This window comes from Massilia haematophila, from assembly GCF_042647645.1.
Classification (GTDB): Bacteria; Pseudomonadota; Gammaproteobacteria; order Burkholderiales; family Burkholderiaceae_D; genus Telluria; species Telluria haematophila.
Genome location: NZ_JBHRVV010000002.1, coordinates 16,780 through 42,202, shown reverse-complemented (window position 1 = coordinate 42,202; position 25,423 = coordinate 16,780). Strand labels below are relative to the sequence as shown.

Annotated in this window: 17 protein-coding genes; 10 read left to right on the top strand and 7 right to left on the bottom strand. The window is 60.9% G+C overall.

The window, feature by feature from the left end; translation table 11 throughout:
• Nucleotides 1-72: 72 nt before the first annotated feature.
• Nucleotides 73-2,202 carry a polyphosphate kinase 1 gene (ppk1, locus tag ACFOPH_RS25005; protein WP_379738192.1) on the top strand — a complete coding sequence of 710 codons (2,130 nt, stop codon included), beginning with the start codon at nucleotides 73-75 and terminating at the stop codon, nucleotides 2,200-2,202.
• A gap of 2 nt (nucleotides 2,203-2,204) precedes the next feature.
• Entirely contained in the window at nucleotides 2,205-2,675 is a 471-nt protein-coding gene (locus tag ACFOPH_RS25000) for a SixA phosphatase family protein (protein ID WP_379738083.1), read from the top strand.
• 39 nt (nucleotides 2,676-2,714) lie between these two features.
• Here the strand turns inward: ACFOPH_RS25000 and ACFOPH_RS24995 are convergent, their stop codons facing one another.
• Nucleotides 2,715-4,181: a Ppx/GppA phosphatase family protein gene (locus ACFOPH_RS24995; protein ID WP_379738081.1), complete on the bottom strand. Its 1,467-nt coding sequence runs from the start codon at nucleotides 4,179-4,181 to the stop codon at nucleotides 2,715-2,717.
• A gap of 156 nt (nucleotides 4,182-4,337) precedes the next feature.
• Here ACFOPH_RS24995 and ACFOPH_RS24990 point away from each other — a divergent pair, with 156 nt between their 5' ends.
• Entirely contained in the window at nucleotides 4,338-5,846 is a 1,509-nt protein-coding gene (locus ACFOPH_RS24990) for a CYTH and CHAD domain-containing protein (protein WP_379738079.1), read from the top strand.
• Nucleotides 5,847-5,854: 8 nt separating this feature from the next.
• Here the strand turns inward: ACFOPH_RS24990 and ACFOPH_RS24985 are convergent, their stop codons facing one another.
• Nucleotides 5,855-7,759 carry a putative bifunctional diguanylate cyclase/phosphodiesterase gene (locus ACFOPH_RS24985; RefSeq protein WP_379738077.1) on the bottom strand — a complete coding sequence of 635 codons (1,905 nt, stop codon included), beginning with the start codon at nucleotides 7,757-7,759 and terminating at the stop codon, nucleotides 5,855-5,857.
• 100 nt (nucleotides 7,760-7,859) lie between these two features.
• On the opposite strand from ACFOPH_RS24985, the gene ACFOPH_RS24980 reads away from it, so the two are divergent.
• The gene (locus ACFOPH_RS24980; RefSeq protein ID WP_379738075.1) at nucleotides 7,860-8,156 is read left to right on the top strand and encodes a hypothetical protein; all 297 of its coding nucleotides are present in this window, start codon (nucleotides 7,860-7,862) and stop codon (nucleotides 8,154-8,156) included.
• A 744-nt stretch (nucleotides 8,157-8,900) separates the two neighbouring features.
• A complete protein-coding gene (locus ACFOPH_RS24975; protein WP_379738073.1) occupies nucleotides 8,901-9,074 on the top strand; it encodes a hypothetical protein in 174 nt (57 codons plus the stop codon).
• 157 nt (nucleotides 9,075-9,231) lie between these two features.
• Here the strand turns inward: ACFOPH_RS24975 and ACFOPH_RS24970 are convergent, their stop codons facing one another.
• A complete protein-coding gene (locus tag ACFOPH_RS24970) occupies nucleotides 9,232-10,563 on the bottom strand; it encodes an IS1182 family transposase (protein ID WP_379735573.1) in 1,332 nt (443 codons plus the stop codon).
• 100 nt (nucleotides 10,564-10,663) lie between these two features.
• Between ACFOPH_RS24970 and ACFOPH_RS24965 the strand changes: the two genes are divergently transcribed.
• The gene (locus tag ACFOPH_RS24965; protein WP_379738071.1) at nucleotides 10,664-11,104 is read left to right on the top strand and encodes a hypothetical protein; all 441 of its coding nucleotides are present in this window, start codon (nucleotides 10,664-10,666) and stop codon (nucleotides 11,102-11,104) included.
• A gap of 801 nt (nucleotides 11,105-11,905) precedes the next feature.
• Here ACFOPH_RS24965 and ACFOPH_RS24960 read toward each other — a convergent pair.
• Nucleotides 11,906-13,519, bottom strand: a complete 1,614-nt coding sequence (locus ACFOPH_RS24960) for a L,D-transpeptidase family protein (RefSeq protein ID WP_379738069.1) — start codon at nucleotides 13,517-13,519, stop codon at nucleotides 11,906-11,908.
• A gap of 2,535 nt (nucleotides 13,520-16,054) precedes the next feature.
• On the opposite strand from ACFOPH_RS24960, the gene ACFOPH_RS24955 reads away from it, so the two are divergent.
• From ACFOPH_RS24955 to ACFOPH_RS24945, 3 genes are all read left to right on the top strand, one after another.
• Nucleotides 16,055-16,777 carry an AAA family ATPase gene (locus ACFOPH_RS24955; protein WP_379738067.1) on the top strand — a complete coding sequence of 241 codons (723 nt, stop codon included), beginning with the start codon at nucleotides 16,055-16,057 and terminating at the stop codon, nucleotides 16,775-16,777.
• A 2-nt stretch (nucleotides 16,778-16,779) separates the two neighbouring features.
• Nucleotides 16,780-17,865 (top strand): ParB/RepB/Spo0J family partition protein, encoded by a 1,086-nt coding sequence (locus ACFOPH_RS24950; protein ID WP_379738065.1) that lies wholly within the window; start codon nucleotides 16,780-16,782, stop codon nucleotides 17,863-17,865.
• 2,482 nt (nucleotides 17,866-20,347) lie between these two features.
• Nucleotides 20,348-21,679, top strand: coding sequence for a replication initiation protein (locus ACFOPH_RS24945; RefSeq protein WP_379738063.1), 1,332 nt, complete (start codon nucleotides 20,348-20,350; stop codon nucleotides 21,677-21,679).
• A 27-nt stretch (nucleotides 21,680-21,706) separates the two neighbouring features.
• Here the strand turns inward: ACFOPH_RS24945 and ACFOPH_RS24940 are convergent, their stop codons facing one another.
• From ACFOPH_RS24940 to ACFOPH_RS24930, 3 genes are all read right to left on the bottom strand, one after another.
• On the bottom strand, nucleotides 21,707-22,564 hold the full coding sequence (locus tag ACFOPH_RS24940; RefSeq protein WP_379738061.1) for a hypothetical protein: 858 nt from the start codon (nucleotides 22,562-22,564) through the stop codon (nucleotides 21,707-21,709).
• Nucleotides 22,551-23,573 (bottom strand): tyrosine-type recombinase/integrase, encoded by a 1,023-nt coding sequence (locus ACFOPH_RS24935; RefSeq protein WP_379738059.1) that lies wholly within the window; start codon nucleotides 23,571-23,573, stop codon nucleotides 22,551-22,553. The genes ACFOPH_RS24940 and ACFOPH_RS24935 overlap by 14 nt, the downstream gene beginning before the upstream one ends.
• 520 nt (nucleotides 23,574-24,093) lie before the next feature.
• Nucleotides 24,094-24,432: a helix-turn-helix domain-containing protein gene (locus ACFOPH_RS24930; protein ID WP_379738057.1), complete on the bottom strand. Its 339-nt coding sequence runs from the start codon at nucleotides 24,430-24,432 to the stop codon at nucleotides 24,094-24,096.
• A 106-nt stretch (nucleotides 24,433-24,538) separates the two neighbouring features.
• Between ACFOPH_RS24930 and ACFOPH_RS24925 the strand changes: the two genes are divergently transcribed.
• Nucleotides 24,539-25,255 carry a YkgJ family cysteine cluster protein gene (locus ACFOPH_RS24925; RefSeq protein ID WP_379738055.1) on the top strand — a complete coding sequence of 239 codons (717 nt, stop codon included), beginning with the start codon at nucleotides 24,539-24,541 and terminating at the stop codon, nucleotides 25,253-25,255.
• Nucleotides 25,256-25,423: the final 168 nt, after the last annotated feature.

The following is a 25,423-nucleotide window of genomic DNA, read 5'->3' as shown; positions in this document are numbered from 1 at the left end:
CCGCTCAGCATGTAACATGCCTGTCATATTTGCCGACCATACTGATCTTTTAGCATGACTTCGCGCCGCAAAATGGAAAAGAAGGTGAAACACGACGAGGCGCACCCGGCGCCCGTGCTCGACCGCACCGTCCAGTTCCTGAATCGTGAACTTTCGCTGTTGGAATTCAATCGCCGTGTCCTGGCCCAGGCCGACGACGAGCGCGTGCCGCTCCTCGAACGGCTGCGCTTCCTGTGCATCGTCAGCAGCAATCTCGACGAGTTTTTCGAAGTGCGGGTTGCCAGCCTGCTGGCCCAGCACACGATGGAGCGCGGCATGGACGGCATGCCGCAGACGCTGGGCGCCATGCTGGCGCGCGCCAGCGAGGAATGCCGGCACCTGATCGGGCGCCAGTACGCGCTGCTCAACCAGGAAATCCTGCCGCGCCTGTCCGAGAACGGCATCCATATGCTGCGCCGCGGCGACCGCAATCCGGCCCAGCGCGCCTGGGTGAAACACTACTTCGACAAGGAAGTGCGGCCCCTGCTGACACCGGTCGGGCTCGATCCGGCCCATCCCTTCCCGCGCGTGATCAACAAGAGCCTGAACTTCATCGTCGAACTCTCGGGCAAGGACGCCTTCGGGCGCGGCACCGCGATCGCCATCATGAAGGCGCCGCGCGTGCTGCCGCGCGTGATCCGCCTGCCGGACGAATTGTCGGACCGCCCCGGCGCTTCCTATTGCCTGCTGTCCTCGGTGATCCAGGCCCACTTGCCGGAACTGTTCACCGGGCGCGAAGTGGTGGCCTTTTCGCAGTTCCGCGTCACCCGCAACAGCGACCTGTGGGTCGACGAAGAAGAAGTCAAGAACCTGCGCCAGGCCCTGCAAAGCGAGCTGCACAGCAGGCAGTACGGTTTCGCGGTCCGCCTCGAAGTCGGGCGCGGCTGCCCGGCGCACCTCTCGAACTTCCTGCGCGACCAGTTCTGCATCGAGGAGAACCGCGTGTTCGCCGTCGACGGTCCGGTCAACATGGGGCGCCTGCTCGAAATCGTCAACAGCCACGCCCGCCCCGAATTGAAGTTCGCGCCCTTCGCACCCGGTTTCCCGGCCAAGCTCAACCCGCTCGACATCTTTGGCACCCTGGCGCGCCAGGACGTGCTGCTGCACCACCCGTTCCAGTCGTTCCAGCCGGTGATCGATTTCATCCAGGCGGCGGCGACCGACCCGGCGGTGGTGGCGATCAAGCAGACCATCTACCGCGCCGGCATGAATTCCGAGCTGATGGAAGCGCTGATCAGCGCCGCCCAGAGTGGCAAGGAAGTCACGGTCATCGTCGAACTGATGGCGCGCTTCGACGAGGAAGCGAACATCAACTGGGCCGAGCGCCTGGAAGAAGCCGGCGCCCAGGTGGTGTACGGCGTGGTCGGCCTCAAAACCCACGCCAAGATGGCGCTGGTGCTGCGCCGCGAACCGGGCGGCCTGCGCCCGTATGCCCACCTCGGCACCGGCAACTACAACCCGACCACGGCACGCTTCTATTCCGATTTCGGCCTGCTCACGGCCGACGCCAACCTGACCGCCGACGTCAACGAGGTCTTCATCCATCTCACCAGCATGACCAAGCCCAAGCAGCTCAGCTGCATGTGGCTGGCGCCGTTCACGCTGCAAAAGGAAATGGTGCGCGCGATCCGCCAGGAGGCGGCGATCGCGCGCGAAGGCAAACCGGCACGCATCATCGCCAAAATGAATTCGCTGACCGACGAAACCGTGATCCGCGCGCTCTACGATGCGTCCGGCGACGGCGTCAGGATCGACCTGATCGTGCGCGGCGCCTGCTCGCTGCGGCCCTGCGTGCCGGGACTGTCGGCCAACATCAAGGTGCGCTCGATCGTCGGGCGCTTCCTGGAACATACCCGCATTTTCTACTTCCGCAACAACCTCAAGCACGACATTTACCTCAGCAGCGCCGACTGGATGAACCGCAACCTGATGCGCCGCATCGAGGTCGCCTTTCCGGTCAACTCCCCGGCACTCAAGAAGCGTTTGCTGCGCGAAGGCTTGCAGCCCTACTTGAAGGACAATACCAGCGCCTGGGAGCTGGGCAGCGACGGCCAGTACCGGCGCCGCAAGCCGCGTTCCGGGCAAAAGGCCTGCAACGCGCAGGATACGCTGATGGAGATGCTCGGCGCGGGCGCCAACGGCGATACCGCGAAAGGGGAATAGACATGGACCTGATCCTGTGGCGCCACGCCGAAGCCGAAGACGGCGAGCCCGACGCACCCGACGCCAAACGCGCCCTCACCTCGAAGGGCAAGCGCCATGCGGCCCGCGTCGGCGAATGGCTCGACCATCAGCTGCCGGAACAATGCCGGGTGCTGGTCAGCCCGGCCGTGCGCTGCCTGCAAACGGCGGATGGCCTCGGGCGCCGCTACACGATCCACGAAGCCCTGAATACCGATTCGACGGCCGAACGCATGCGCGAGGCCTGCGGCTGGCCGGGGCACCGCTTTCCCGCCCTGCTGATCGGCCACCAGCCGTTGCTGGGCGAACTGGCGGCGCTGATCCTGGCAGGCGCGCAACAGCCCTGGAAGATCCGCAAGGCCGGCATGTTCTGGATCAAGGGCTCGGACGCCGAGGACAGTATCCCCTTCATCCGGCTCGCCGTCGGTCCGGAACTGATCGGCAAGCTGCGCTGAAGGACAGGCTGCACTGCAGGCAGCCTTACCTCTCCGGCGTCACGCCTCCCTGAACTGGAAGGTCTGGCCGGCGTCTTCCCAGGCCGTGCATTCCTGTTCGAGCCAGAAACGCATGGTCGGATGGGTCGTCAGCCAGCCCGGTGCCAGCTCGACCTCGATGCGGTTCTTCATGCGCAGCCGGAAGCCGTCGAGGTCGTCGTCGACGCGCGCGTGCATGCAGGCCACGGCCAGGCGCAGGGCCAGCACCATGCGCGCCAGCGCCGGCTCGCCCAGGGTGTCGCGGATCTTGCGCAGGTTGCCTTTGTGGCCAAGCACCAGGGTGGCCATCAGGCGCTGTTCGCGTGTCGTGAAACCCGGCAGGTCGACGTGCTCGACCAGGTAGGCGCCGTGCTTGTGCGCACCCGTATGCGACACCGTCAGGCCGATTTCGTGCAGCATGCAGGCCCAGCCCAGGTAGTGCAGGCAGCTGGCGTCGGCCGCGCCCAGCTGGCCATACAGGCGCAGCGCGATGGCGGCGGTGCGTGCGGCGCGCGCGGCGTCGACGCCGAAGCGCTCCATGCAGTCCACGATCGCCAGTTCGCGCCGGTCGTGCTGCAGCGAGCGCAGTTCGAGGTCGGACAAGGCGCCCAGGCGCAGGCCGGCATTGATCGCGCAGACACGCTCGATGCCGAGTTCCCGCATCGCGCCCATCAGGATGCTGACGCCGCCCAGCACGGCGACCACCCGCTCGCGCTTCAGGCCCGGCAGGTCGACCCGGTCGACGCGCCCGCACGCGACCAGCGCCGCGCGCAATGCCCCCAGGCCCGCCAGCGAGAGCGTACCGTCGCCCAGGCTACCGCGCGCGATCGCCTCGGCCATCGCGCGCATGGTCCCGGACGAGCCGTAGACGGCGCTCCAGCCGTGCGCGCGGTAGGCGCCGGCGGCATCCTCGAACATTGCCCGCGCCATCGTGGTGGCCGCCTCGAAGCGGGCGTGCTCGATGCGCCCGTCCGCAAAGAAGCGCGACGCCTGCGGCTGGGTGCCGATGCTGAAGGAGTCGACCAGCGCGGTCGTGTCGCCGTTGCCGGCGACCACTTCGGTTGAGCCGCCGCCGATGTCGATCACCAGGCGCCGCTGGCCGGGGTCGCCCAGTGCGCGCGCCACGCCCATGTACACCAGCCGGCCCTCTTCTTCACCGCTGATGACCTCGATCGGATAACCAAGCGCCTTTTCCGCCAGCGGCAGGAATTCGGCGGCATTGCGCGCCACGCGCAGGGTATTGGTGCCGACCACGCGCACGGCATCGAGCCGGTACTCGCGCAGGATGTCGGCAAAGCCCGCCAGGCTGGCCAGCGCCGTTGCGATCGCCTCAGCCGTCAGGTTGCCATCGGCGCCGAGGCCGGCGGCCAGGCGCACCGGATCGCGCGCGCTGCGCACGATGCGCATGTCGCCCTTGCCGTCGTCGCTTCCGGGTTCGCCGACGTGCAGGCGAAAACTGTTCGAACCGAGGTCTACTGCTGCGAACATGTGAATTTCTTTCGTAAACTCGATTGACAGAGTATACAGCCGCGGGCGCGACAGCGGGAACACGGATGGGGTAGGATGCAAGACCGTCATTGATGTCAATTCCAACGGGGCGCGCGTGCATGCGCCCTTGCCTAACATACCGTCAGGAGGACCGATATGGAAACCGAACTGAAATTGCAGGTTCCGCCTGCCCAGCTCGAACGAATTCGCCAGCACCCGATGCTGGCCCAGCTTGCCGCCGCCGGCGCCGTGGAACACCAACTGGTCGACACCTACTACGACACCGCCGCCCACGACCTGTGGAAACAGGGCCTGACGCTGCGCGTGCGCGAAAGCGGCGGCGCCTGGATCCAGACCGTCAAGACCGCGGCCGCCACCTCGCCCGGCCTGCACGAACGGGGCGAATGGGAGTGTGCGCTGCCCGATGCTACGCCACAACCGGCGCTGCTGGCGCGCCAGATCAAACAGGAAGCGCTGTCGCAGGCGCTGGCCGATGCCGAGGCCGGTCAACTGCTGCCGATTTTCCGCAACCTGACGCGCCGCACCACCTGGGCGCTGCGCTGGCCCGACGGCGACGAAGTCGAATGCGCGCTCGACGCCGGGCGCATCGAGTCCGGCGGCAGCAATACCGAAATCGCCGAACTCGAGCTCGAAATCAAACACGGCTCCTCGACCCACCTGTTCGAGCTGGCGCTGGCCCTGCACGCCGACATTCCGCTGCGCATGTCGAACGACAGCAAGGCGGCGCGCGGTTTCGCGATGCTCGAGCGCCCTCCGACGCAGCCGGTCAAGGCGCAGGCGGTCGAGCTCGGCAAGCACGCCACGCTGGAAGACACCTTCCAGCTGATCGGCCTGAACTGCCTGCGTCAGATGGAGGCCAATGTACCGGGCGTGCTCGACCAGAACGTCGAAAGCCTGCACCAGATGCGCGTCGGCCTGCGCCGCCTGCGCGCGCTGGTCGACATGTTCGGGGAACTGGCGCCGCCGCCGGCCGAGATCGCCGAAGGGCTCGACTGGCTGGCGGGCGCACTCGGCGCCACGCGCGACTGGGACGTGCTGGCCGACTCGACGCTGGAGCAGGTGCACGGCATCGATCCCGCCCCGTTGCGCCTGGCGGCGCGGGCCCGGGCCGACAAGCTGCACAAGGAATTGTTGCAGACCCTGCATTCGTCGCGCTTCACGCAAGTGCTGCTGAGCGTAAACGGCTGGCTGCACGCCCGTCAGTGGCGCAGCGACGGCAAGTTGCCGAAGCGCTCCTCGCTGGCCGAACCTGCCACCAAGGCTTGCCTGCCCTTGCTGCGCAAGGCGGAAAAGCGCCTCAGCCGCCGCATTGCTGACTTCGACGGCAAGGAACCGGAACACCGCCACCGGATCCGGATCGCGGCCAAAAAGGCCCGTTATGGGGCCGAGTTCTTCCGCGACCTGTTGCCCGCCAAAGAGGTCAAGCACTACGTGGCGCAACTGTCGGAACTGCAGGACCGCCTGGGACTGCTGAACGACTTCGCCGTGGCCGACCACTTGCTGCCCGAACTCCAGAAAGGCAACGGCGAAGTGGCGCGCCAGGCGGCGTATGCGCGCGGCTATCTCGCCGCCACGGCAGAGGCCGATAACGGCGAACTGGCGGCCGCGCTGAAGGCGGTGGCGAAACTGCGCCTGCCGCGCTAGCCACCGTTTCAGGCGCGGGCAGCCAGGGGCGCGGCAAGAAAGCGCGCCTCGATGTCCTGCGCCGCCAGTGGCCGCGAGATGTGGAAGCCCTGCACTTCGTCGCAACCGAGTTCCTGCAGGATGCGCAGCTGCGCCGCCGTTTCCACGCCTTCGGCCACGACCGTCATGCGCAGCGCGTGCGCCATCGAGACGATCGCTTCGAAGAAGACCCTTCCCTCGCCCTGCTCGAGTTCGTTGGTAAAGGCGCGGTCGACTTTCAGCACGTCCATTTTGAGGGTGCGCAGCTGCGACAAGGACGAGTAGCCGGTGCCGAAGTCATCCAGGTGCAGCTTGATGCCGAGCGCGCGCAGCCCGCCCAGTTCCGCCAGGACGTCGGCCTGCTCGCCCATCATGGCCGATTCGGTGATCTCGACCTCGACCAGCGCGGCCGGCAGGTCGTAGCGGCGTAACGCCGCTTCGAACTGGCGCACCACGGCGCCGCTCCCGAACTGTTTGGGCGAGACATTGATCGACACCGGCACCGGGTCCATGCCGGCCGCGCGCCACGCCGCCAGCTGAGCGCAGGCCTTGTCGATCACCAGCGCGCCGATCGGCTGGATCAATCCGCTCGACTCGGCCAGCGGAATGAAGTCGCCGGGCGGAACCATGTCCGCGTCGGGCATTTCCCAGCGCAGCAGCGCTTCCATGCTCAGCAGCGTGCCCGAGACGGGATCGACGCGCGGTTGGTAGTGCAGCAGGAACTGGTCATCCTCGATGGCCTTGGCCAGTTGTCCCTTGAGGCGCGCGCGCCTGGTGATCTGGCCCGACAGGAACTGGTCGAAGAAGCGGTACTGGCCCTTGCCTTCGTCCTTGGCGGCGTACATGGCGATATCGGCATTGCGGATCAGGGTACCGGCGTCGTGGCCGTCGCGCGGGAACAGGCTGATGCCGACCGAGGCGCCGACGGCCGCCTGCACGCCGCCATCGAGTGCAAACGGCGCCGCGAAGGCCGTCACGATGCGTTCGGCCACGGCCGCAATGTGGTCCTCGCCGATCGGCGCATCGTCGGTCGGCGGACGCAGCAGCACAATGAATTCGTCGCCGCCGAAACGCACCATCTGGTCGCCGGGCCGCACCAGGGTGTCGAGCCGGCGCGCCGCCGCGACCAGCAAAGCGTCGCCGACGGCATGGCCGTGCGAATCGTTGACTCCCTTGAAATCGTCGAGGTCGATGAACAGCAAGGCCAGTCCACTGCCGTCCGGCGCGGCGCCGCCCAGCAGCGTCGGCATGAAATTCAGCAGCCAACTGCGGTTGCGCAGGCCGGTTAGCACGTCCTCGTTGGCTAGCCGCTCCATCTCGGTCTCGTGCTGCTTGCGCTCGCTGATGTCCTGCAAGGTGATGGCTAGGCCATCGCCGACACGCACCAGCCGCCGCCGGCCCCAGGCAATCGTGAGCCGGTCATCATGCGGCATGCGCCGGTCTTCCTCGTAAAAACCGTTCGACATCGCCAGCCGGTAGGTCGCGATGACCTCGGCGCCCGCGAGGCCGCGATCGAGCGTCGACACGGCGCGCCCGACCAGGTCTGCGCGGAGGAAGCCGTAAAAGGCGGCGCCGCGCTCGTTGCAGTCGATGATCCGGAAGTCGACGATCTGGCCCTTGCGGTCGCGCAGCGGCGCCGCCATGTAAAAGCCGTCGTTGGCGCTTTCGGTGGCGGTGCGGTAGGCCAGGCGCACCGCCTCGTGCTCGCGTTCGCGCGCGGCCGCGCGCAGCGACAGCACGCTGGCAAGGCCGGAGAGCAGCAGCAGGCAGGCGCTTGCGGCGACGGCGCGGTCGCGGCTCGCCTCCCAGTACTGGCGCGCGGCGACATTGCCTTCGTACCGCGACAGCGCGGCGATGGCCACCACTGGATAGACAGGGGAATCGCGCCACGCCATCGCGAAACGCCTCGGTGCCGACCAGCCGCGGCCCGCTTCCGGGGATGCCGATGGCGGGGAGGTTCAGGACACGCCGGTTCGCCGCGCGTGCAGCGCCACCTTGCTCGATCCAGAACTTGCCGCCGCTGCCGGCCAGGGCCAGCAGTCCGTCACGGCCGAGTGTCGATGCACCCACAAAGGAGGTGAAGTAACTGCCGTCGACCACCATCACGACGATGCCGTCGAATTCGTCGTCGGCACGATCGAGCAGGCGCGTGAACAGGACCGGCTGGCGTGCGCCCTCGAACCCGGCAGGCGCCAGATCGACGCGCAGCGCGGTGGAATTGTTGTTCTTGTGCTGAAGGAAAAAAGCGGTTCGCGCCACGGACGGCGGCATGCCTGCGCCCCTGGTGGATGAGCGCACAACGCCGTCCGCACCGACGATGCTGACCGAGACAAAGGCCTGGTCGGTGAACATGCCATCGGCCCGCATGTCTTCGATCAGGCCGCTCTTGTGCGCATTCTCCCAGCCATACTTGAGCTGCATGGTGATCTGGTCCATCTGCGCGATCGACCGCGTCACATACTGTTCGTAGGCCTGCGCATAGGTGTCGGCTTCCTTGAGCACCAGCGCCTCGGCACGCTCCGCCTCGGTATCGGCGCGCGCCAGCGTCACCATCCATAGCGCAATACAGCACAGCATGGCAAGGACCGGCCACAGGACGGCGAGAAAGCGGTTGGTACGGGAAAGCGAGGAGGAAGCGGGTTTCGTCATGTACATCAGAGGCCACTACGGCGCAAGCTTGCGCAGGCCCCGATGGGCCTCGTTGGCCGGACTGGCGGACTCCGGCTGCGCGAGCCGCGAGTCTACAGCGGCAATGTGACCGTTTGATGAATCCCCGGGCATGCCGTTCTCGGGCAAGCCCGACTGGGACAGATTACGTCAGCATGCTGTCGGCGCGGCATGCTACCCCATCGGCATGTCAAATGCCTGTCACAAACCGGGCCTAAGGTAGCGAACGCGCCTGGAATACGGGCCCGAGAATGCGCAACCCAACAGCCGGGTTGCAACTGAGTTGCGTAAATCCGTGGCCCGCCAGACGCCGCAATCAGTAACTGACGTGCCCGCCTATTTGTGAACCTTCACTTCATGAGGTATGCCATGCTCCCGTTCTCGCAATCCGTCACCCCCGCAGTCCGTGCCCATCTCGACGCGCAGGCCGCATTCCTAAACGATATGTCGAAATCGATGTCGCGCTCGTTCCAGGAACTCTGCCAGCTCAACATGCAACTCGGCCAGACCCTGCTCGAGGAAAGCACGACCGCCAGCCGCTAGGAGTCTGCGCGGCAGAAGGTTTGATATGAGGTTGGCGTTGCGCAATCAGGTCGCGCCGGGTGCTTGATGTCGGATTCTCGCCGCGTCGTGTCGGATTTTCGTTCTCGCGGGTTTTCAAAGGCTGATAGCGGCGGATTTGCCCGCTCCTTTTCGCACTTCAGGTGGCGAATTGCCCCATCCGCCGCAAATTCAAAGCGGCACAAACGAGCTTCCACTCGGCCTTCACTTTCTGAAGGCCCCGCAAGCTGAAGCTGCGAAAGCCCAGCACATGCTTGATCCAGGCGTTGGGAGCTTCGACGATAGCTTTGCGTCGTCGATATGCCGCCTTTGCCAAAGGCGTCTGCATCTTGCTGCGCATGGCTAGCGTATGCGGGTTGGCCTTGGCGTCGATCTTGGCGAGATCCTGTCCTTCTCTGCCAAGAGCGACATATAGGTCGGTCGGGTGTGATGCCAACTGGGCAAACGTCGCCTCGGCCCGGTAGCCGGCATCGGCAAGTGTGATGCATGGAGCATGGCCTGTCGCGGCCTCGACGGCGGCGAGCATCGGTGCCAGGTTGCCAGCATCGGCTCCACAATTGGTAAGTTCAGCGGCGACGATGATATGGGCATGGGCATCGACCGCCGTCTGGCCGTTGTAGCATTGGTCAAAGCCGCCACCAGCACGTTTCATGATGCGGCTGTCGGGGTCGGTGAAATTCTCCTGCGCCGAGTCTTCCGGAATGCCGAAGTCGCGCTTGTAGCGGTTGCCGTTTTTGTTCTTTGGCTTGCCGTCCTTGTCGCGCGGGATGCGTTCGTCATCCTCGCTGCGCCCCTTGCTGCGATCCGCTTCGCGCTGCCTCGCTTCGAGCCGCTCGCGTGCCGCCTGAATCACCTTCAGCCTCTGCTCGCGTCGCTCAAGCTCGGCCGGAATATCCAGTTCCGGCTCATTGCGCTCGGCTGCATCGGTTTGCTTGGCACGCTCCATTAATTGATCGATCTGCGCCTTGAGCTCTGCTTCGGTGTCGATCATGCGCTGGTAGCTCATCGCCTTATGGCGCGACGCTGAGGCCTTGACCTTGGTGCCATCGATTGCGACTGTCCCCAACTTTACCATGCCGCACTCGCGCGCCAACTTCACCACCTGCACGAATAGTCCGGCCAACTCATCCAGATGCAAGGCGCGAAAATCGCAGATCGTCCGGTGCTTCGGAAAGTTACCGGCCGCGAGAACCCGGAATGCCACGTCCTCATGCAGCTTACGCGCGATCTTGCGCGACGAGAAGACACCGCTCGCGTAGGCATAGAGCAGCACCTTGACCATCATCCCGGGGTGGAACGGCTGGTTGCGCGGACCACCGCCGGCGTAGCGGACATGAAAAGCACTCAGGTCGAGCAAATCGACCGTATCGCTGATGAAATAAGCCAGATGCCCTTCGGGCAGCCATTCCTCCAGCGCGGGCGGCAACAAAAACTGCTGCTGAGGATCGTAGGGAAGATAACTGGTCGTCATCCTCCCTCAACGTTTGCCCTGCCTCATCCGATGACACGATCCTCTCTGCCGCGCAGACTCCTAGCTGCTGACCAGCAAAGAACCGAACGACCTGATTGCCGTGGCGGTCGCGCGCTCGCAACCCGCGCTCGACAAGCTGCGCGCGTACAAGCAACACATTTCGCGCGTGGTCGCCGATTCCCAGGTCGATTTCGCCCGCGTCGCGCAGCAGCACGTGCAGGAAACGGCGCGCACCACACGCCAGTTGGCGGACCAGGTCGAACGCACTGCCGCTGAAGAAACCGACCGTAGCATGCGGCATCAGGAAGAATCGCTGAAAAATTTCCGCGACCCATTCGAGCACGCCGGTACGCAGCACAATGACGGCGGCACTAATCACAGCACTGCCCTTCACGGCACCATGCAGGCCACGGGCGACGAAGCGGGTGCCAGCGCGCACATCCAGATGGACGGCGAACGCGCTTCGTTCCAGGGCAATATGCAGGGCCGCCAGGCGCCGCAGGGCAATCAGTCTTCTACAAAAGTAGGCAAGCCGGCCTGATGCCGGTGACTATTAGCCGTCGAGGGCCAGCACTGCGTGACAACGCGTGCCAGCCTTTTTAGACGTCGGCGGACTCTTGTAACCGACCGGCCGTACAACCGTTTCAATCTCGCCGATATTCGGCATCGGCTCGACCGCTTTCGCAAGTAGCATAGCCGCGACCAACGTGCCGGCGTCAGTCACGATCACCATCGCGAGATCTGCCAGGATTCCAAGACATATGGGTACACACGGCATATTGCCCGCCCATGCGCTGGAGCTGGTGCATCGCGGTAGTCAGGAGGCGCACACCACGCTCAGAATATTCTGGTCAGTGCCAGCGCCAGCCGGCGCTTGCCGATGTCGCGTGTATCGCCTTCGTTTAGGTTCGACTTGCTGCCATTGAAGAAAGATTTGTTCGTGTTCTGAGCCACCTGCACAGTACCGACCCATTTATCGCAAAGGTCTTGCTGAGCCCAGGCGGTAGTCGTCGAAATCCGGATTCAGCGCGCCTGCATTCGCCCTGAAATCCTAGCGGCCCGTCAACTGGAGTTGGCTGAAAAGGGTTCGAGAACATCGCCCTGCTGGAAGCACGCCACCTGGGCTTTGGCGGCACTGGGCACAATGGCGGGCAGATCATGGCCGGCATCGGTCACGACCTCGACAAGATCAAAAAGACATGACTGATGGTTGTGGGCAGTTCTGGCTTAATCTACGTTCAGAATTAACTCGACATTCTGGTTTCTAATGTCGAGTAAGATTGAATGTTTTCCGGTGTTCGATGCGCTGTAGTTCCCCTCGCACTGCAGCCAAACCGAATGCTTATTGCAGCGGCCAACTTGCCGCAGGAGCAAGTTTCCTCCGGCGTGCTGCAAGTTCCTGCTCGAGCTTTAGGTCGCGACCGTAAATATCCGTGGCAAAGCGAGGATTTCCGTCACTGTCGACGCTGGCGGTGGCGTAGAAAATCACAACTGGAATCGCATTGGTCAGATCGACGTGCCGAGTCGGTCCAGGCTGCAGCGCGTCCTGGATGGTGTCAGCGTCCCATCTACGATGCTGGCTAAGCACGTATTGGGCCAAAGCGGCCGGATGCTCGACCCGGATGCAGCCGTGGGATAGGTCGCGCCGGCGCCGCTCGAACACCTCGCGCGCCGGAGTCGAGTGCAGGTAAATGTCCATCGGGTTAGGCAACGCGAACTTAATCGGTCCCAGTGCGTTCTTCGGCCCCGGGCGCTGGCGCACGCGCGCCTTGCCTGCCTGGAGATCGGCCGCGCTAGCGCCTGACGGCACCGTTTCCATCCCGTTCTGCGCGAGGTACGCAGGGTTGCACTTGAGCTTGGGCAGGATTTCCTTGTCGAGAATGCTGCGGGGGATGTTCCAGTACGGGTTGAATTCGACGTAGCGCATTTGGCCGACGAACAGCGGGGTTTCGGTCTTGAGCGCGGAGCCGACCACGACCCGCATCTCGAGTGGCGCCGCGCTGCCGCCGTCATGCAGCGCCCACAGGCGGTAAGCCGGCAGGTTAACCATGATCAGCGGGCCGGGGCCGAAATCCGGCAACCAGCGCATGCGCTCGAGCGTCAGCTCGAGCTGGCGCACGCGCTGAGCTGGCGCTACATTGAGCGCGTCGATAGTGCCACGGCCCAGCACGCCGTCTTCGTCCAACCCGTGACGCGCCTGAAAATGCCGCACGCCCTCTTCCATCGGCCCGGTGTAGATACCCTCAGGCGGACGCGCCGCATCGGACCGCAGGTCACCCAGCAGCACCAGGCGCGCATGCAGCGCCTTCACGTCCGGATAGGCGCCACCGGGCGCGACCTTGGCAGCCGGTCGCGGTAGGGTCGGATACGGCTGCCCAGACAGCTCGCGGTAGTGTGCCAACGCCGCCTTGACCCGCGCGTACTGCCAGACCTGCGGCTCGGCCGCTTGCACGGCGGCCTGGAGCTTCCCGGCGGCGAGTCCAGCACGCAGGCGCGCGACTGGGTCATACTGCCTCAGCCGCGGATCGGGTACGCGGGTGTGATATTCGGATCGCACGCGACCGACACGCAGGTCGGCCAAGTAGTGAAGCATGGCCGCCGTGAGCTCAACGTCGAAACGAGCGGTATCCGCATCTCCCGAGCGCAGCTGCCGCTGCAGGGAGTCCGTACCGTAGTCGAGCGGGTTCAGGCCTTGCAGCCTAGCCTGGCGCAGCACCCACAAAGCGGCTGCGGCAGTCGAGGGATTCCAGGCTGGCGCATACTTGCGCGGAGCATAAAACCGATCAAGCCAGGCGCGTTCGTCATATGGCCCCGTGGGTACAGTGGGCGACTGCGAGGCCTGGACGGCCAAGGTATGAATGGTGGTGGAGGCGGACCGCGCGAGGACCGGACTGGAGACGAGTAACGCTACTACGCAGAACGCGAGCGCAGCGGCGATTTTCTGGCTAAGCTTCATTGATACTTTCGAACTTTGGCAACCGTACGTTACCGATCCGCATCATACCCTTCCAGCAGTTGCAATGCCCAGCCACACACAGACGCCTCCCCGAGTCAGGAACGACCCTGCGCGACAGGGTCAAGAGACCTTCTCACACTGGCGAAGCTGTCACGCACTTCATCTCCGCCGAGAAGTTACAGAGTTGATTAATTAACAGTCGCACAGTTCCTTCATCGCTCGGTGGTGGACAGCAAGCGGCTCAAGGGACAGGTCGTGGTCACCTGCAGCACGCACGATTTCACGGCCAGCATGGCGTATACGATAGCCTCGCACCTGTCGGGGGGCCAATGTTAAAAGCATTGCGGGGCCGGGCGACCCGTTCGGTGGGCTCGGAGCGAACGGCCCTGCAGATGCAACACGGCGAGTCCGCGAGACTGCAAACAATCTGAGTGAAAATCCGTCGTCGCGGACTGCGACGCAAGCATTTTGAGGTTCTATAGGCTTCTGGACGTATCAGTTACGCGTACGGTTGCCCGAACGATTGTCGAAATCAAACAAAACGGCTGCTGAGTTTGCTTGATTCAAGCGATTCTGAGAGGGGACATTACGACGGGAAATACGCGGCGCAGAGTGCAAAGCAGATACATCACTTTCGATGGCGCCGCAGATGCACTGTGACCCTAGCAACCCGGTCTGCAAATTCCAGCGATACCACGCTTAGCTAATACGGGCTCAACTGAACCTTGCACGGTGTAGCACTTTCACACGTGAAAACCCATGGACCGCATTGCTGCCGAGGAGATCACTGTTGTTCAATTTATGAGAATGCAATATGTTTCGCAGTCGACGTCAACGTATAGGCGAACTTGTATCGCCGATGTTTTTAAGGTTCGTCGTCTAGACTCAGCTTTCTCGTGTGAAAGCATTGGATCGCCGAGAGCAAGGGCTAACCTTGAGGCGTGAATGTCTCGGCCTCGAGCGCACATGGTATCGGTTCCTTATTGACAGCGCACTGGCTGCCAAACGGCGCGGGCCCGTGTCGCTTCTCTCGGCCTAGCTGGATGGTGTGTTCATGAGGGGCCGTGGTCCCGCGCTAACTCCTAGGCGTGACTTTATTCGTATCGCTGAGGCGCGGAGACTGGTGCGTTACCGCCACCTCTCGCATAACCTCCTGGCGCCATTAGTAACGTTGTCTCTCTCGATTTTTTGTGGCGCATAGGATTGCATCCTGCCGCTCTTCTGTACTCGGTGAGGCATTTTTGTGCGTTCGGCTGAGCTCACAGGATGGTTTATAGTCGGGGCAATGTGCGCGTTTCGTGTCCTTCGACTGGGCACTTTCACGCGTGAAAGTGCGCTGCTGAGAGTGGTCTCACCTTTCGCCGAGTCGGACGATGACAACGCCAGGTGTAGTGCTCTTCTCCAGAAAGCACGTTGGGATTGAAGCAACGGCGCGAACCATATTTCGTCTCATGCTCCGGAGGCAGTCGTATTAGCTCTACGTTCGCTTTCCGTGGTCGTCGTGAAGCGCATGAACAGCATGTGCCCGACGATCATCGCATACCGCTGCGACTGTGAGTTGGCCCAAAAATGGGCGGTCTGATTTCTCCGACCGTTACCGGGGTGGCGATAGCGTCACACTTGCATTCAAAAGCACATGGCCCGCTGCTCCGCCGTTCTTGTTTTGAGGAGTGACCGCAACCGCATCTGCCCGTCGAGGTGGAGCACTACGGATCGGTCCTTGCGCGGTATGCCTGTCATTTGGCCTGGCTGATGGCATCGGGCCGAAATCTTCTTCAAGCTAGAACAACTCAGGCTATTCCGCCACCGGTGTATCCGCGCAATGGGCCGCTGCGGTTGTTAACGCAGCCTGCGCTGTAGGGCAGGGATGTTTAGAGGCCTAATTTGGCATGGTAGCGGCCAACTTAATTGGAGCTCAGCACCTTGGATAAGCGTCTGCAGTGGGCGTAGCCCTAAGTCGGCGCCTCGGGGAACTGCGATTGCGGCGTGGCCACACGCTGTAGATCGGCTATAACTTAGCATGAAGTCGAGGCTCTTCGCAGGTTGTTGACCGAGTGAATCAATTTTGGACGCCAAAAGGCGCTTAGGACGGCGCATAGCCTGGACACTAAAGCTCTTCTGCGCTCGCGGGACTGTTCCTGTCCTGCTTTCACGCGTGAAAGCAGGTGAGATCAGCATGCCGCGCTCGATTCGCGAACCGACCAGTGTACGTCCGTCCATTAGCAGCAGCGCAGAGCACTAGGGCGCCAAGGCAAGAGCGCTGCGCACTGTCGAGGCGAGTGTATTAACGTGCAGGTGAGGTATTCTTGCCTCCGACTACATAGGCTGGCATTTGTTGTTCCTGAAAGCTAGCTTCGACACTTCGCGATTGCGACGACCGGCCCTCTGCAGATCGGATAATGCGCTTTCACGCGTGAAAGCAGAACGGCCGCAATGTAAGATCGCTGTTTAAAAACCTTGATGTTGAAGCATATCTGTTCCCGTTTCGACTATAATTCTCCTTATTATCATAATGCGTAAAAATACGCTCTCCCAATGTCCATTACCGAGCAAACTACAAGTCCGATCATTATTTGCGTCGTGAATCAGAAGGGCGGATGCTGTAAAACCGCGACCTCGATGCAACTGTCGGGCACCCTCCAGAAGGCCGGCTTTTCGGTATTCGTAGCCGACATGGACCCGCAGAACACGGCTTCGCTGTGGTCACTGCAGGCAGATCCCGTGACGCCGTTCCCCGCCACCGTACTGTCCCTTGCGCCGCTGCGCGAGGCCTTCCTGGACAAGCTTGTCTCGGCTGCAAAAAACTATCAGTTCATCATCATTGACTGCCCACCAGCGGTGGAGTCGCCGGTACCCTGGGCAGCACTAATGGCGGCGGACCTGGCAATCATCCCGGTAATTCCCTTGATGGACAACGTATGGGCATCAAAGCAGATGGAAGAAATGGTCCTGCGTGCGCGAACCACCCGCCGGGATCGCGGGATTTCTGGCGAACTGCATGCGGGCTATCTGCTGTCGCAGGTGCGCCGCGGGAACGTGTTTGAGAGCTGCGAAGCAGCTTTGCGCAAACAAGCACAGTTGCCAATTTTCCAGACCCGCATTGCGTTGCGCAACGTTTATCCCGAGTCGCAGGTGTTCGGCACCACGGTGCATTCGCTTGGCAAGAGCCCGGCAGTGGCTGAATTCAACGCCTTGGGAAAGGAAGTGCTCGACATGCTTGGAGTCAAGATGCCGAAACATCGAGGAAATAAGAAATGAATATGAAACTGAACAAGGCAGCACTGATGCAAAAGGCCGCCACCGGAGCAAATCAGTCAATCGACCTCGCCGAACGCATGCGCCAGGCTAGTGAGGCAGCACGCGGCACACACCCTCTCGCGGTCCCTACCGGCACTAGCGCATTACCGGTGGGAGCGGCGCAGGGTGAACCGACCTCGGCTCCCGATCGCCCTGCTGAGGCGCAGCGGGAACGCGACGTGGTAGCTGCGCCTTACGGTACCGTCAAGCCGGCGGGGAGCGATGACGACAATCGGCGCGGCCGGTTCGAGACTGTCCTCTTAAGTCAGGTGGACCCAAATCCGTACAATGCGCGCCAGACCTACAAGCCCGAGCGGGTGCTCGAAATGGCCGCAAGCCTCGCCAAGAATGGCCAGGACACACCAGGTACCGCCACCGTCAGGAACGGCCGGTACGTGCTCGCGGCCGGCCACTACCGGCGCTTAGGCCTGCTGCACATTCACGCCGCGTCGATAGACAAAGCCACGATCGACCTGATCGTCAAGCCGAATATGTCGGACCGCGAGCTGTACGAGGCCAGCTACCGTGAAAATGCCGAGCGCCAAGAGCAAACTGCCTACGATAATGCGCTGGCCTGGAAGAAGCTGTTGGACCAGGGCATCTACGAGAATGAAACGTCGTTGTCGGAGGCCGTCGGCATGTCGCTGCCGAACGTTAACAAAACACTGTCTGCGCTGAGGCTGTCGCCTGCCGCCCTGACGCTAGTCGAGTCCGCCCCTGCTAAATTTGCACTTGGCACCTTGTATGAACTGGCCTTGTTCGAGGAAGTCGCGGGAACGGAAAGAACGGTGGCGATGGCAGCCCAGGTACTCGAAGGAAAACTCGGTCGTGACCAGATCAACGAAGCCCGCAAGCAGATCGTTGAGCCGAAACTTCGCAAGCGCAAAGAGACGTCGCGGCCCTATCCGATCTTCGTCGGCAACAAGTACGAGGGCACACTGAAGGAGTGGCCAAACGGTAAGGTGACGCTTGAGGTCAACATCGGTGATGCATCGATGCGTGACGCCTTTGTAGCTTCGCTGCGCGAGAAATTTGGCGCGAAAAGCTGAAGCCACGCTGGAGAGCAGACGCTACATCAGCGGTCGGCTCTTCAATTGGGACAAGCTCCTTGTAGCGCGACCTTTTCGTTCGCGCTATTTTATTTCTTACCCGTCATTTGCCGCATACCTGGGAAGGGCTGCGTCGCGTACGCTATACCATTGCATAACTTTGTCGATCTGATTGTTTGGTTCACATCATCTGCCAGAGCCTATATGCGCGACAATAAATGGGCAACAACGCAGTCAACGTCATTGCAGCACCGATTGGTGCTCACGTTGCGCGCCAGAGCGCGTGCTTGTGCCGCAGGCACAGAAGAGCAGATTGGGGTAATGCGAGGCGGAATCGCCATACGGTCGAGAAGGGCAGGCGCGGAACTGATGCGCGCGGAGCGCTTACACATTGGCGAACCGCAAGCACCACAACCGCGCGCTGTAGCAAACGCGCAAGCTGACAGTCAAGTGGCATTTTTTGCGAAGTCGGACGATAAGACGACTTGGGCGCTGCGTCGGCCGCAGGCCACGGTCGCGTTCGACTGCGACCGTGGGCACTACCCATATGCCCCGCAAATCAAGCCGCCGCAGGTCGAATCAATCTACGCATGACTCGATCTGTACATCCAGCGCCTGATGCAACTCAATGCATTCCGGCGCTGTACGGATGAATACACTGGTTTCACTAAAATCTGTCCCATCTGACCACGGAGATGAGTGAGGAGAATACGACGAGTCATCTACGAAGAGTCAGGGAAACCTCGAGGCCGCACGAGTACAAGATCGTCAGTCCAGAAAAGCTTAAGCCTACAATCTGGTAATGTATCACGACGTCTGACCCGACCATCATGACCCGTTTGCGTCCGATCCGTAAAGGTCACAGGAATTGTGCGGTTTTGTTTCGAAGAACCAGTCAAGGTCACAGAGATTGTGCGGAGGGGAGCGTTTAGCACCCCTATTCCGACTAAACAGCATGACCTGACGTAGATAGGTGGCCAGACGCCTTGACATCTACCCGAAATTCGGGGTTCAGCTGCCGCCAGAGCGCCCCCACGTAGCTTCACGCATTCATGCGATGACCATGTATTGTAAAAGTAGAGGCGGCCGAAGGCGTCGAAGCCATGCTGGGGCCTTCAGCACACAATTATGGTGACCTTGCGCCATCAAAAGACGGTGCTACCAGCACAATAACAGTGACGTTGCCCTAAACGGATGCCTACGACCATCAAAACGAGCACAAGACACGGCTGAAAGCGCGATTTACATTCTTGCCAGCGCCATCGACTGCGTATGGAACACCACACATCAGGTGTGAACCTGCACAAGAAAAGTGACCTTGCAGGGGCGGAGCGCGGGCCAGGCGCACTAGGAGGCATCAGATTCAGTGAGCAAGGCAAGAACAATGGTGGTGACCTTTGAGGCCTCTCGGCGGCTGCGAGCCCGCATAACTGCTCGCTTTGCACGGAAAACACACAATCTCATCGACCTTTTCACATTTTCTGTGACCTTGCCTTCGCCAAGATCGGCATACCGCACAATTCCGGTGTCCACATGCTTCCACAAAGCGACCTTGCTGCACACTTACGTCGACCATTTGAACGTCATTTGTGACCTTGCCGTCCTAAGTCCTTGATTTTATATAGAAGTCCACCTTCCTGTTAGTAGGTTTGTCTTTTAAAAAGAACCTACTAACTGCAGATGCACGCAGCAACACACCAGCTCCCAGGTGGATAATAGGCAGCAGCTGGCCTAGTTGCCAACAAAAGGTCACAACTTATGTGCAGCCACTCCCACCGAGACGGTCACCAACCCAACATAACTTCGCTCAAATGGACCGGACCTCAAGGAAACCGGATCCCATCCCCGTTTTCGGTACGGCTAGAACGACATCAGGCGTCCTCCGTCAAGGATTAGCGCAGTGCTCAACAGAGGCGTTACCGCGCACAACTGCATCGATCTCGATTCGATGAGAAGTGTGAACAATCCTGGTGACCTTGCCTGAACCCGCCAAGCGCAACGGCGCATGGTGGGCCGCTGCGCCCGAAAAACGCACAAAGACTTCGACCTTGTTACATTTTCTGTGACCTTGTGTAGATACGTTTCTTTGGCGAACACAAATTTTGTGTCCTTTGACGCGAAATGGCGACCATGCTGAACACTCTTGTCGACCATGTGTCATTCTTTTGTGACCTTGCCGAGCTAAGTACTTGATTTTTATAAGACGAACTCTCCCCTGTTAGTAGGTATGTTTATAAGAAAAACCTACAAACCTAGTGCTTGCTAGAGCTAGCAAACTAGCGGTATGACCCGACAGCATGTCAGAGCGCTGCCAATCTAAGGTCACGCTTTTTGTACCACCGCTCGGGCGCACGTATCGTGTGCAGCAGACGTCGCCGACGATTACCGGAACTGTATCAAGCCAACAGCAAGGTCACCGTAATTGTTTTGACAGGTTCACCTTGGACTGTCATGCTGCTGTGGAACTATAAGGATGAGCAGCATGTCACGACAAATGGCCCTCGCGTTATTCGCCGACTATTCGCCGACCGACAGAGGCGTGGATGATGCGCCTCTAGACCTCGGCTTTCGCCGCAACAATGCACTCGTCAAGATCGTCGACCTCAGCCTAGCTGGGCGGCGCATGATCGATGTCGCCTATTTTCTGGCAGCCGAGGATACCGAACTCCACAAGGAATACAGGGTCGACCTTGGGCTGTTCCGGTGGTTGCTCGGCACCACGAGTCGCAACCAGCGCCACTTGGCGAAAATCATCCGTGAAGCCCAAAAGGCAGCTATCGAGCTCAACGAGATAGACCCTGACAATGCTGCCAATGATTTTTATGGCGCCGTCCCTTTGCTAGGACCGGCCTTCGTACGCGGTGGCGAATTTAGGTTTGAATTGTCCGAGCGCCTTCAGGTCGCCATCAAGAACCCGACCACCTTCCACTTCCTCAGCCTGCGCTACGTGTTTAACTCGGTACATTCGAAGATCCTATTCGACCGCCTACAGGAATACATCGACGAGGGCACCACGCCATGGCTGGACCTCCAGACCCTCCGCGCCTGGATGCAGTGCGAAACTAAAACCTACGACTTATGGAAACATTTCCGTAACAAGGTGCTGGTACCGGCGACAAAGGAGATCAAGGAAGTTGCCCAGCTCAACGTCGAGATCGTGACCATGAACGTGCCGGGTTCCAAGCGCGTTGGCCAAGTCCGGTTCGCGCTTACCCGGCTGAAGGATGGGGCAGCAAATGAACAAAAAATCGAGCTAATCGTCCTGCGCTCCCTGTATGAAACGCTCAATACCGAATTCGCTCTGAACCAAACTGATTTTAACGAGATCATGTCCAATCGCGACGTCTTTACTGACGAGCGTATCCAGCAGGCGATCGAGTACACCCGACACAACATCGAGCGCGGCAAGGTCAAGCTGAGCGCAGGTGGTTACCTCATGAAGGCACTCCGGGAAGGCTACCGCCTGGGAACCTTGGATAAGCAGATCCACGCCCGCCTTGCCGGCGAAAAGGCGGCCAAGGACGACGCCTCGAGCGGCGCCGAACGGCGCAAGGCAAAGACAGACGCCGAAGCTGCGCAGCGCAACCAGCAGCTCGCCGAGCTTGGGTGGGAGGCATTTGACAAACTCGATTCTTCCGCACAGGCAGAAGCGCTGTCCGATTTTTGCAGGTCGCCGACCGCGAAGCCGCTCGCCCGTAAGATAGGAATCGAGGTCAAGGAACTGCGCGAAAATCTATCTGCCCCGGCCGTACGTAGCAGCTTCGGCGTGTTCGTCGCCGCTCGCGTACACCGAGCATCCAAGGAGAGCCAGTAGCGATCGCGCGCCGCGGAAGTGCCAACGTCACACAGACATCATGGCAGCCATGCGTTCAGTCATGGCCTGTACCGCTGACACATCCAGATGTGGCTCATTGCGCAGCAATTGTTTATAAAGGAGAGATTGAAACGGGATCGCATCGACAGCTCGTACCGGTACCGCGACCGCGACCCGACCGCGCTGGATAAGTCTGAAATAATAGTGAGAATCCTGAAACTCGATCTGGAGCGACTTGTCGTGCTCGCGGCCGTGGCCATCGAAGCGCAGCGACCGGATCTTGTTCTCCAGCAGAGCCAGCACCTGGTAGGCTTCCTGCACGGTGAGCTGGAGCACGATTTTGTTTGACCAGTCGAACGTCTTGCGGGCGCCGCCGCCGGCAAGCGCTACGGCGCCTTCAATGTTGATCGTGTGCTTGCGCTCCGCCCTGGTCGTGGCCTCTGCGATGCACAGCGCCGCTGCCGACGAAAATATCTTAAAGCTGTAGTACGGGGGATCCGCTGGTGTCGGCGTGCTGTCGGCTACCGCGGCTGCTGCGCCAAGTTCCGCCAGATAGCTCCGCGCGGCCGCGGCGCGTGGCGTGCGCATGGCAATCGCGTCAATGGCGTCAAAAAACCGGCGCTGCTCTTTGCACGCAAGCGTGACGAGCTGGTCGACCGGCAGGTGGCCGCCGACGCGCTGCAGTGTGGACCGGGTCTTCGTGTCGAGCACGCGCACGGTTGCCTCCAGCTCGTCGCGCTGCTGGCGATCGCCGGCGTGGAAGGCGAGGAGGGCCGCTTCGAACGGTTTGCCACCACCGGAGCTGGCCAGCTCGAGCAGCTGGTCGCGCGAGAGCGCCGGCAGTCCGGCCGCGGCCAGGATGCTCGTGATTTCAGAGAGCTTCATCGGACTTCTTCTTTCTTGGCTTGGCGGTTTCGTAAATGTCGGCAGATCGTTCCAGGGCCAGGCCGAGATACCCCTTGACGTCGTTTTTCGTGCGGCCGTGCTCCTTCAATTGTTGTGCGGCGAACGTGTTTCGCAAGGTACGGCCGCCGCTCCTGTTGACGTCGATGCCGGCCCGGGCGAATGTCTCCTTCACTTGGCGCCAGAGAGTCACCTTCGACATCGGCTTGCCATCTTTGTCTCCGGGGAAGACCAGGTCCCCTTTGATCAGGCGCTGTCCCTTGCCATCTTCGGCCAGCCGTTCGATGAGCCAGTAGCGCAGCGCGTCGGCGCCATAGCCGTGGACGATGGTTTCGTGCTCGTAGCTCGTGGCGTGCTTGTCTTCCGGATTGATTTTGAGCCGAATGGGCAGCGGGCTTAACGAATTCTCGACCTCGCCCAGGTGCAGCCCGATCGCCTCGGCCACCTTCAAGCCCCCGAACAGTAGCGTTGCCTGTACGGCGTGATCGCGCCGGCGCTTCCACGCTTTGGGCAGCCGCCCGGCCCGGTTCGCGCCTGGCGGCTCGCGGGAGGGCAGGGCGGCTACGAATGCGTCTACCTGTGCCGGGTCCAGTGCTTCGGTGCCGACGTTTTGCGCAAGGTAGTGGTTGTCGACTGCGAGCTTGGTGGCCGACGTCGCCGGGTTCGGTGCGATCTGCAGGTGGCTGTAGCAGCGCTCGAGCAGGCGCAGATACCGTTCCGTGATTCCGCTGTTCTGTTCGCCGCGCCGGCGCAGTTGGCTGATGAAGCGCACTAGGTCGCGCTCCTCGACCTGCGAGAAGCGGCGGTTCTGGCCAGCCAGCCAGGTCGCGAACTTGCGGAACATGAAAATGTAGACCTCAGCCGACTTCGTGGAGATCGCCTCGGGCTCGGTCTCGCCAAGTCGCCGGCTGGTGCTGGCGAAAGCTGGCGTCGTGACGAAGGCCGAGAAGGCGGCAAGGGGATCGTCGTCCCACGTTTTCAGGTCAGGCAAAGGCACCTCGTTATGTGCGTTCGCCGCGGCCGCCGGGCGGCTGGCGCTGAAGGCGCGAACGGTCAGGGTTTTCCGGTGTGGAGTATGTCAAGGATACCATAACTGAAACTAACAGACAGACAAGTTATCCGAACCCAAGGGGATGCGACTGCCGCTGGCTCCGGCCAGGTGCCGGGGGGATTCTTTGGATTCTCTTTGTTCTTTTTGTTCCCTTTACTCTCTTAGCACCGCTTGGGGGACGACCAGGCGAATGGCATAGTTTGAGTAGCCCGGGGCGTGTCTGGAGGAATGTTCTTATTTGTCTTTACCGTTCGTTAGTTTCAATTATGACTTGCGCTGATGCCACATGGCTCGGCGGGGCGATAGCGAGGCGCGACAATCATGCCTGAGGCAACAACGTGCCTATTGTTACGATCGGGAAATTCCCGGACAGGCTTCTAGCGGCGGAATGCCGGCGTCCGCTTGGTCGCGTTGCACATGTTGAGAAATTGGGGGCGCTCAGAGGCCTGTTGAGCGATAGTTAAAGAAAGTCTCGACCGAATAAGTTCTTAATCGAGTGAAGCAGTGTCTGGCGTTCTGCTTCAGGCAAGGCGGAATAGATGAGGATTAGCTCTGCCAGTCGGTCGTCGGGGCAGTAGAAGTACGCAGGCGATATATCCATAACTCTGGCGAGGCTCTCGACGAACTGAAAAGGAGGTTCGTGGATTCCACTCTCGTAGCGGCTAATCCTTGCGCTACTGGAAGATTCTTCCAGGCCAGCCATAACACCAAGCTCGTCCTGGGCCCATTTGCGGCGTTGCCGGGCCTGACGCAAACGGAGGCCGATGATGGAGTTCGATGATGGATTGCGTACAGGCATCCTACGATAATCGTAGGTTTTGGTGGATATTTCTCTACGAAAAACGTAGAATCGGCATGTGGCATGCACGGGATGCAGTAGCCACATGTTCAGCAGGAGCCTTCACATGTTAGACATAGAGACGTTGAATTTCTTTGAACACGAAATCGAAGCCTTGCTAAAGCAAGGGAGTGAACAGTCTTTACAGCGTGCCGAAGAGATGGCCCAGATGCTGGAAGCTCGAATTCAAGAACAGCACCACATGGAATCGGACATAGTGCAGAGCAAGCTACGGACTCTCGTTGAAGCACATGCTTGGATGGCCCCGAAGCTTTTACAACAGGACCTTAGCAGGATCGTGGCGGAAAATGCCAGTCTCAAGTCTAAGCGCAGGAAAATAATCACGATTGCAACTCGTGTAACCGATGCACTTTCACCCTACGTGGCATGTGGAATAGGCTGCAGCGATTGCTGCCGCATGAACACAATGATCTACGAACATGAAGCAATTCGCTTGGCCGAGGTCACGGGACGCAAAATGGTTCGTTTGGCTTATAGACCTATTAAGGAAGTTTTTGCTCAAGGCGCAAAATTTAACGGTCAGCCTTGCCCTTTCCTACGAGAGGACAAGTGTTCCGTTTACGAGGACCGTCCTCTCGTGTGTCGAACGCATCACTCTTTGCTCGATAACCCAACGTCCTGCAACATGGACATTCCTCCTGCTAAGCAGACCCGTCCGCCAATGTATGACCCCGACCTCCTTGAGAAACCATACATAGAATTAAACGTAAAACACAACCCAGCAGAGCCTTGGGGGAACATCGCTGAGTTCTTCCCGGACTAACGAAGAATCAAGCAATATGTCGCGCAACGCGCTTTGAACACTGCGACCACTTCAGCTCTATACCAGGCTTAACGGAAGCGTCATCGCAAATTAACACAAAATGGAATATGAGTGACTGTGACTCTGATGTGCATTGGCTTGTAAAGCTCGCACAAGAAATCCGCGAAG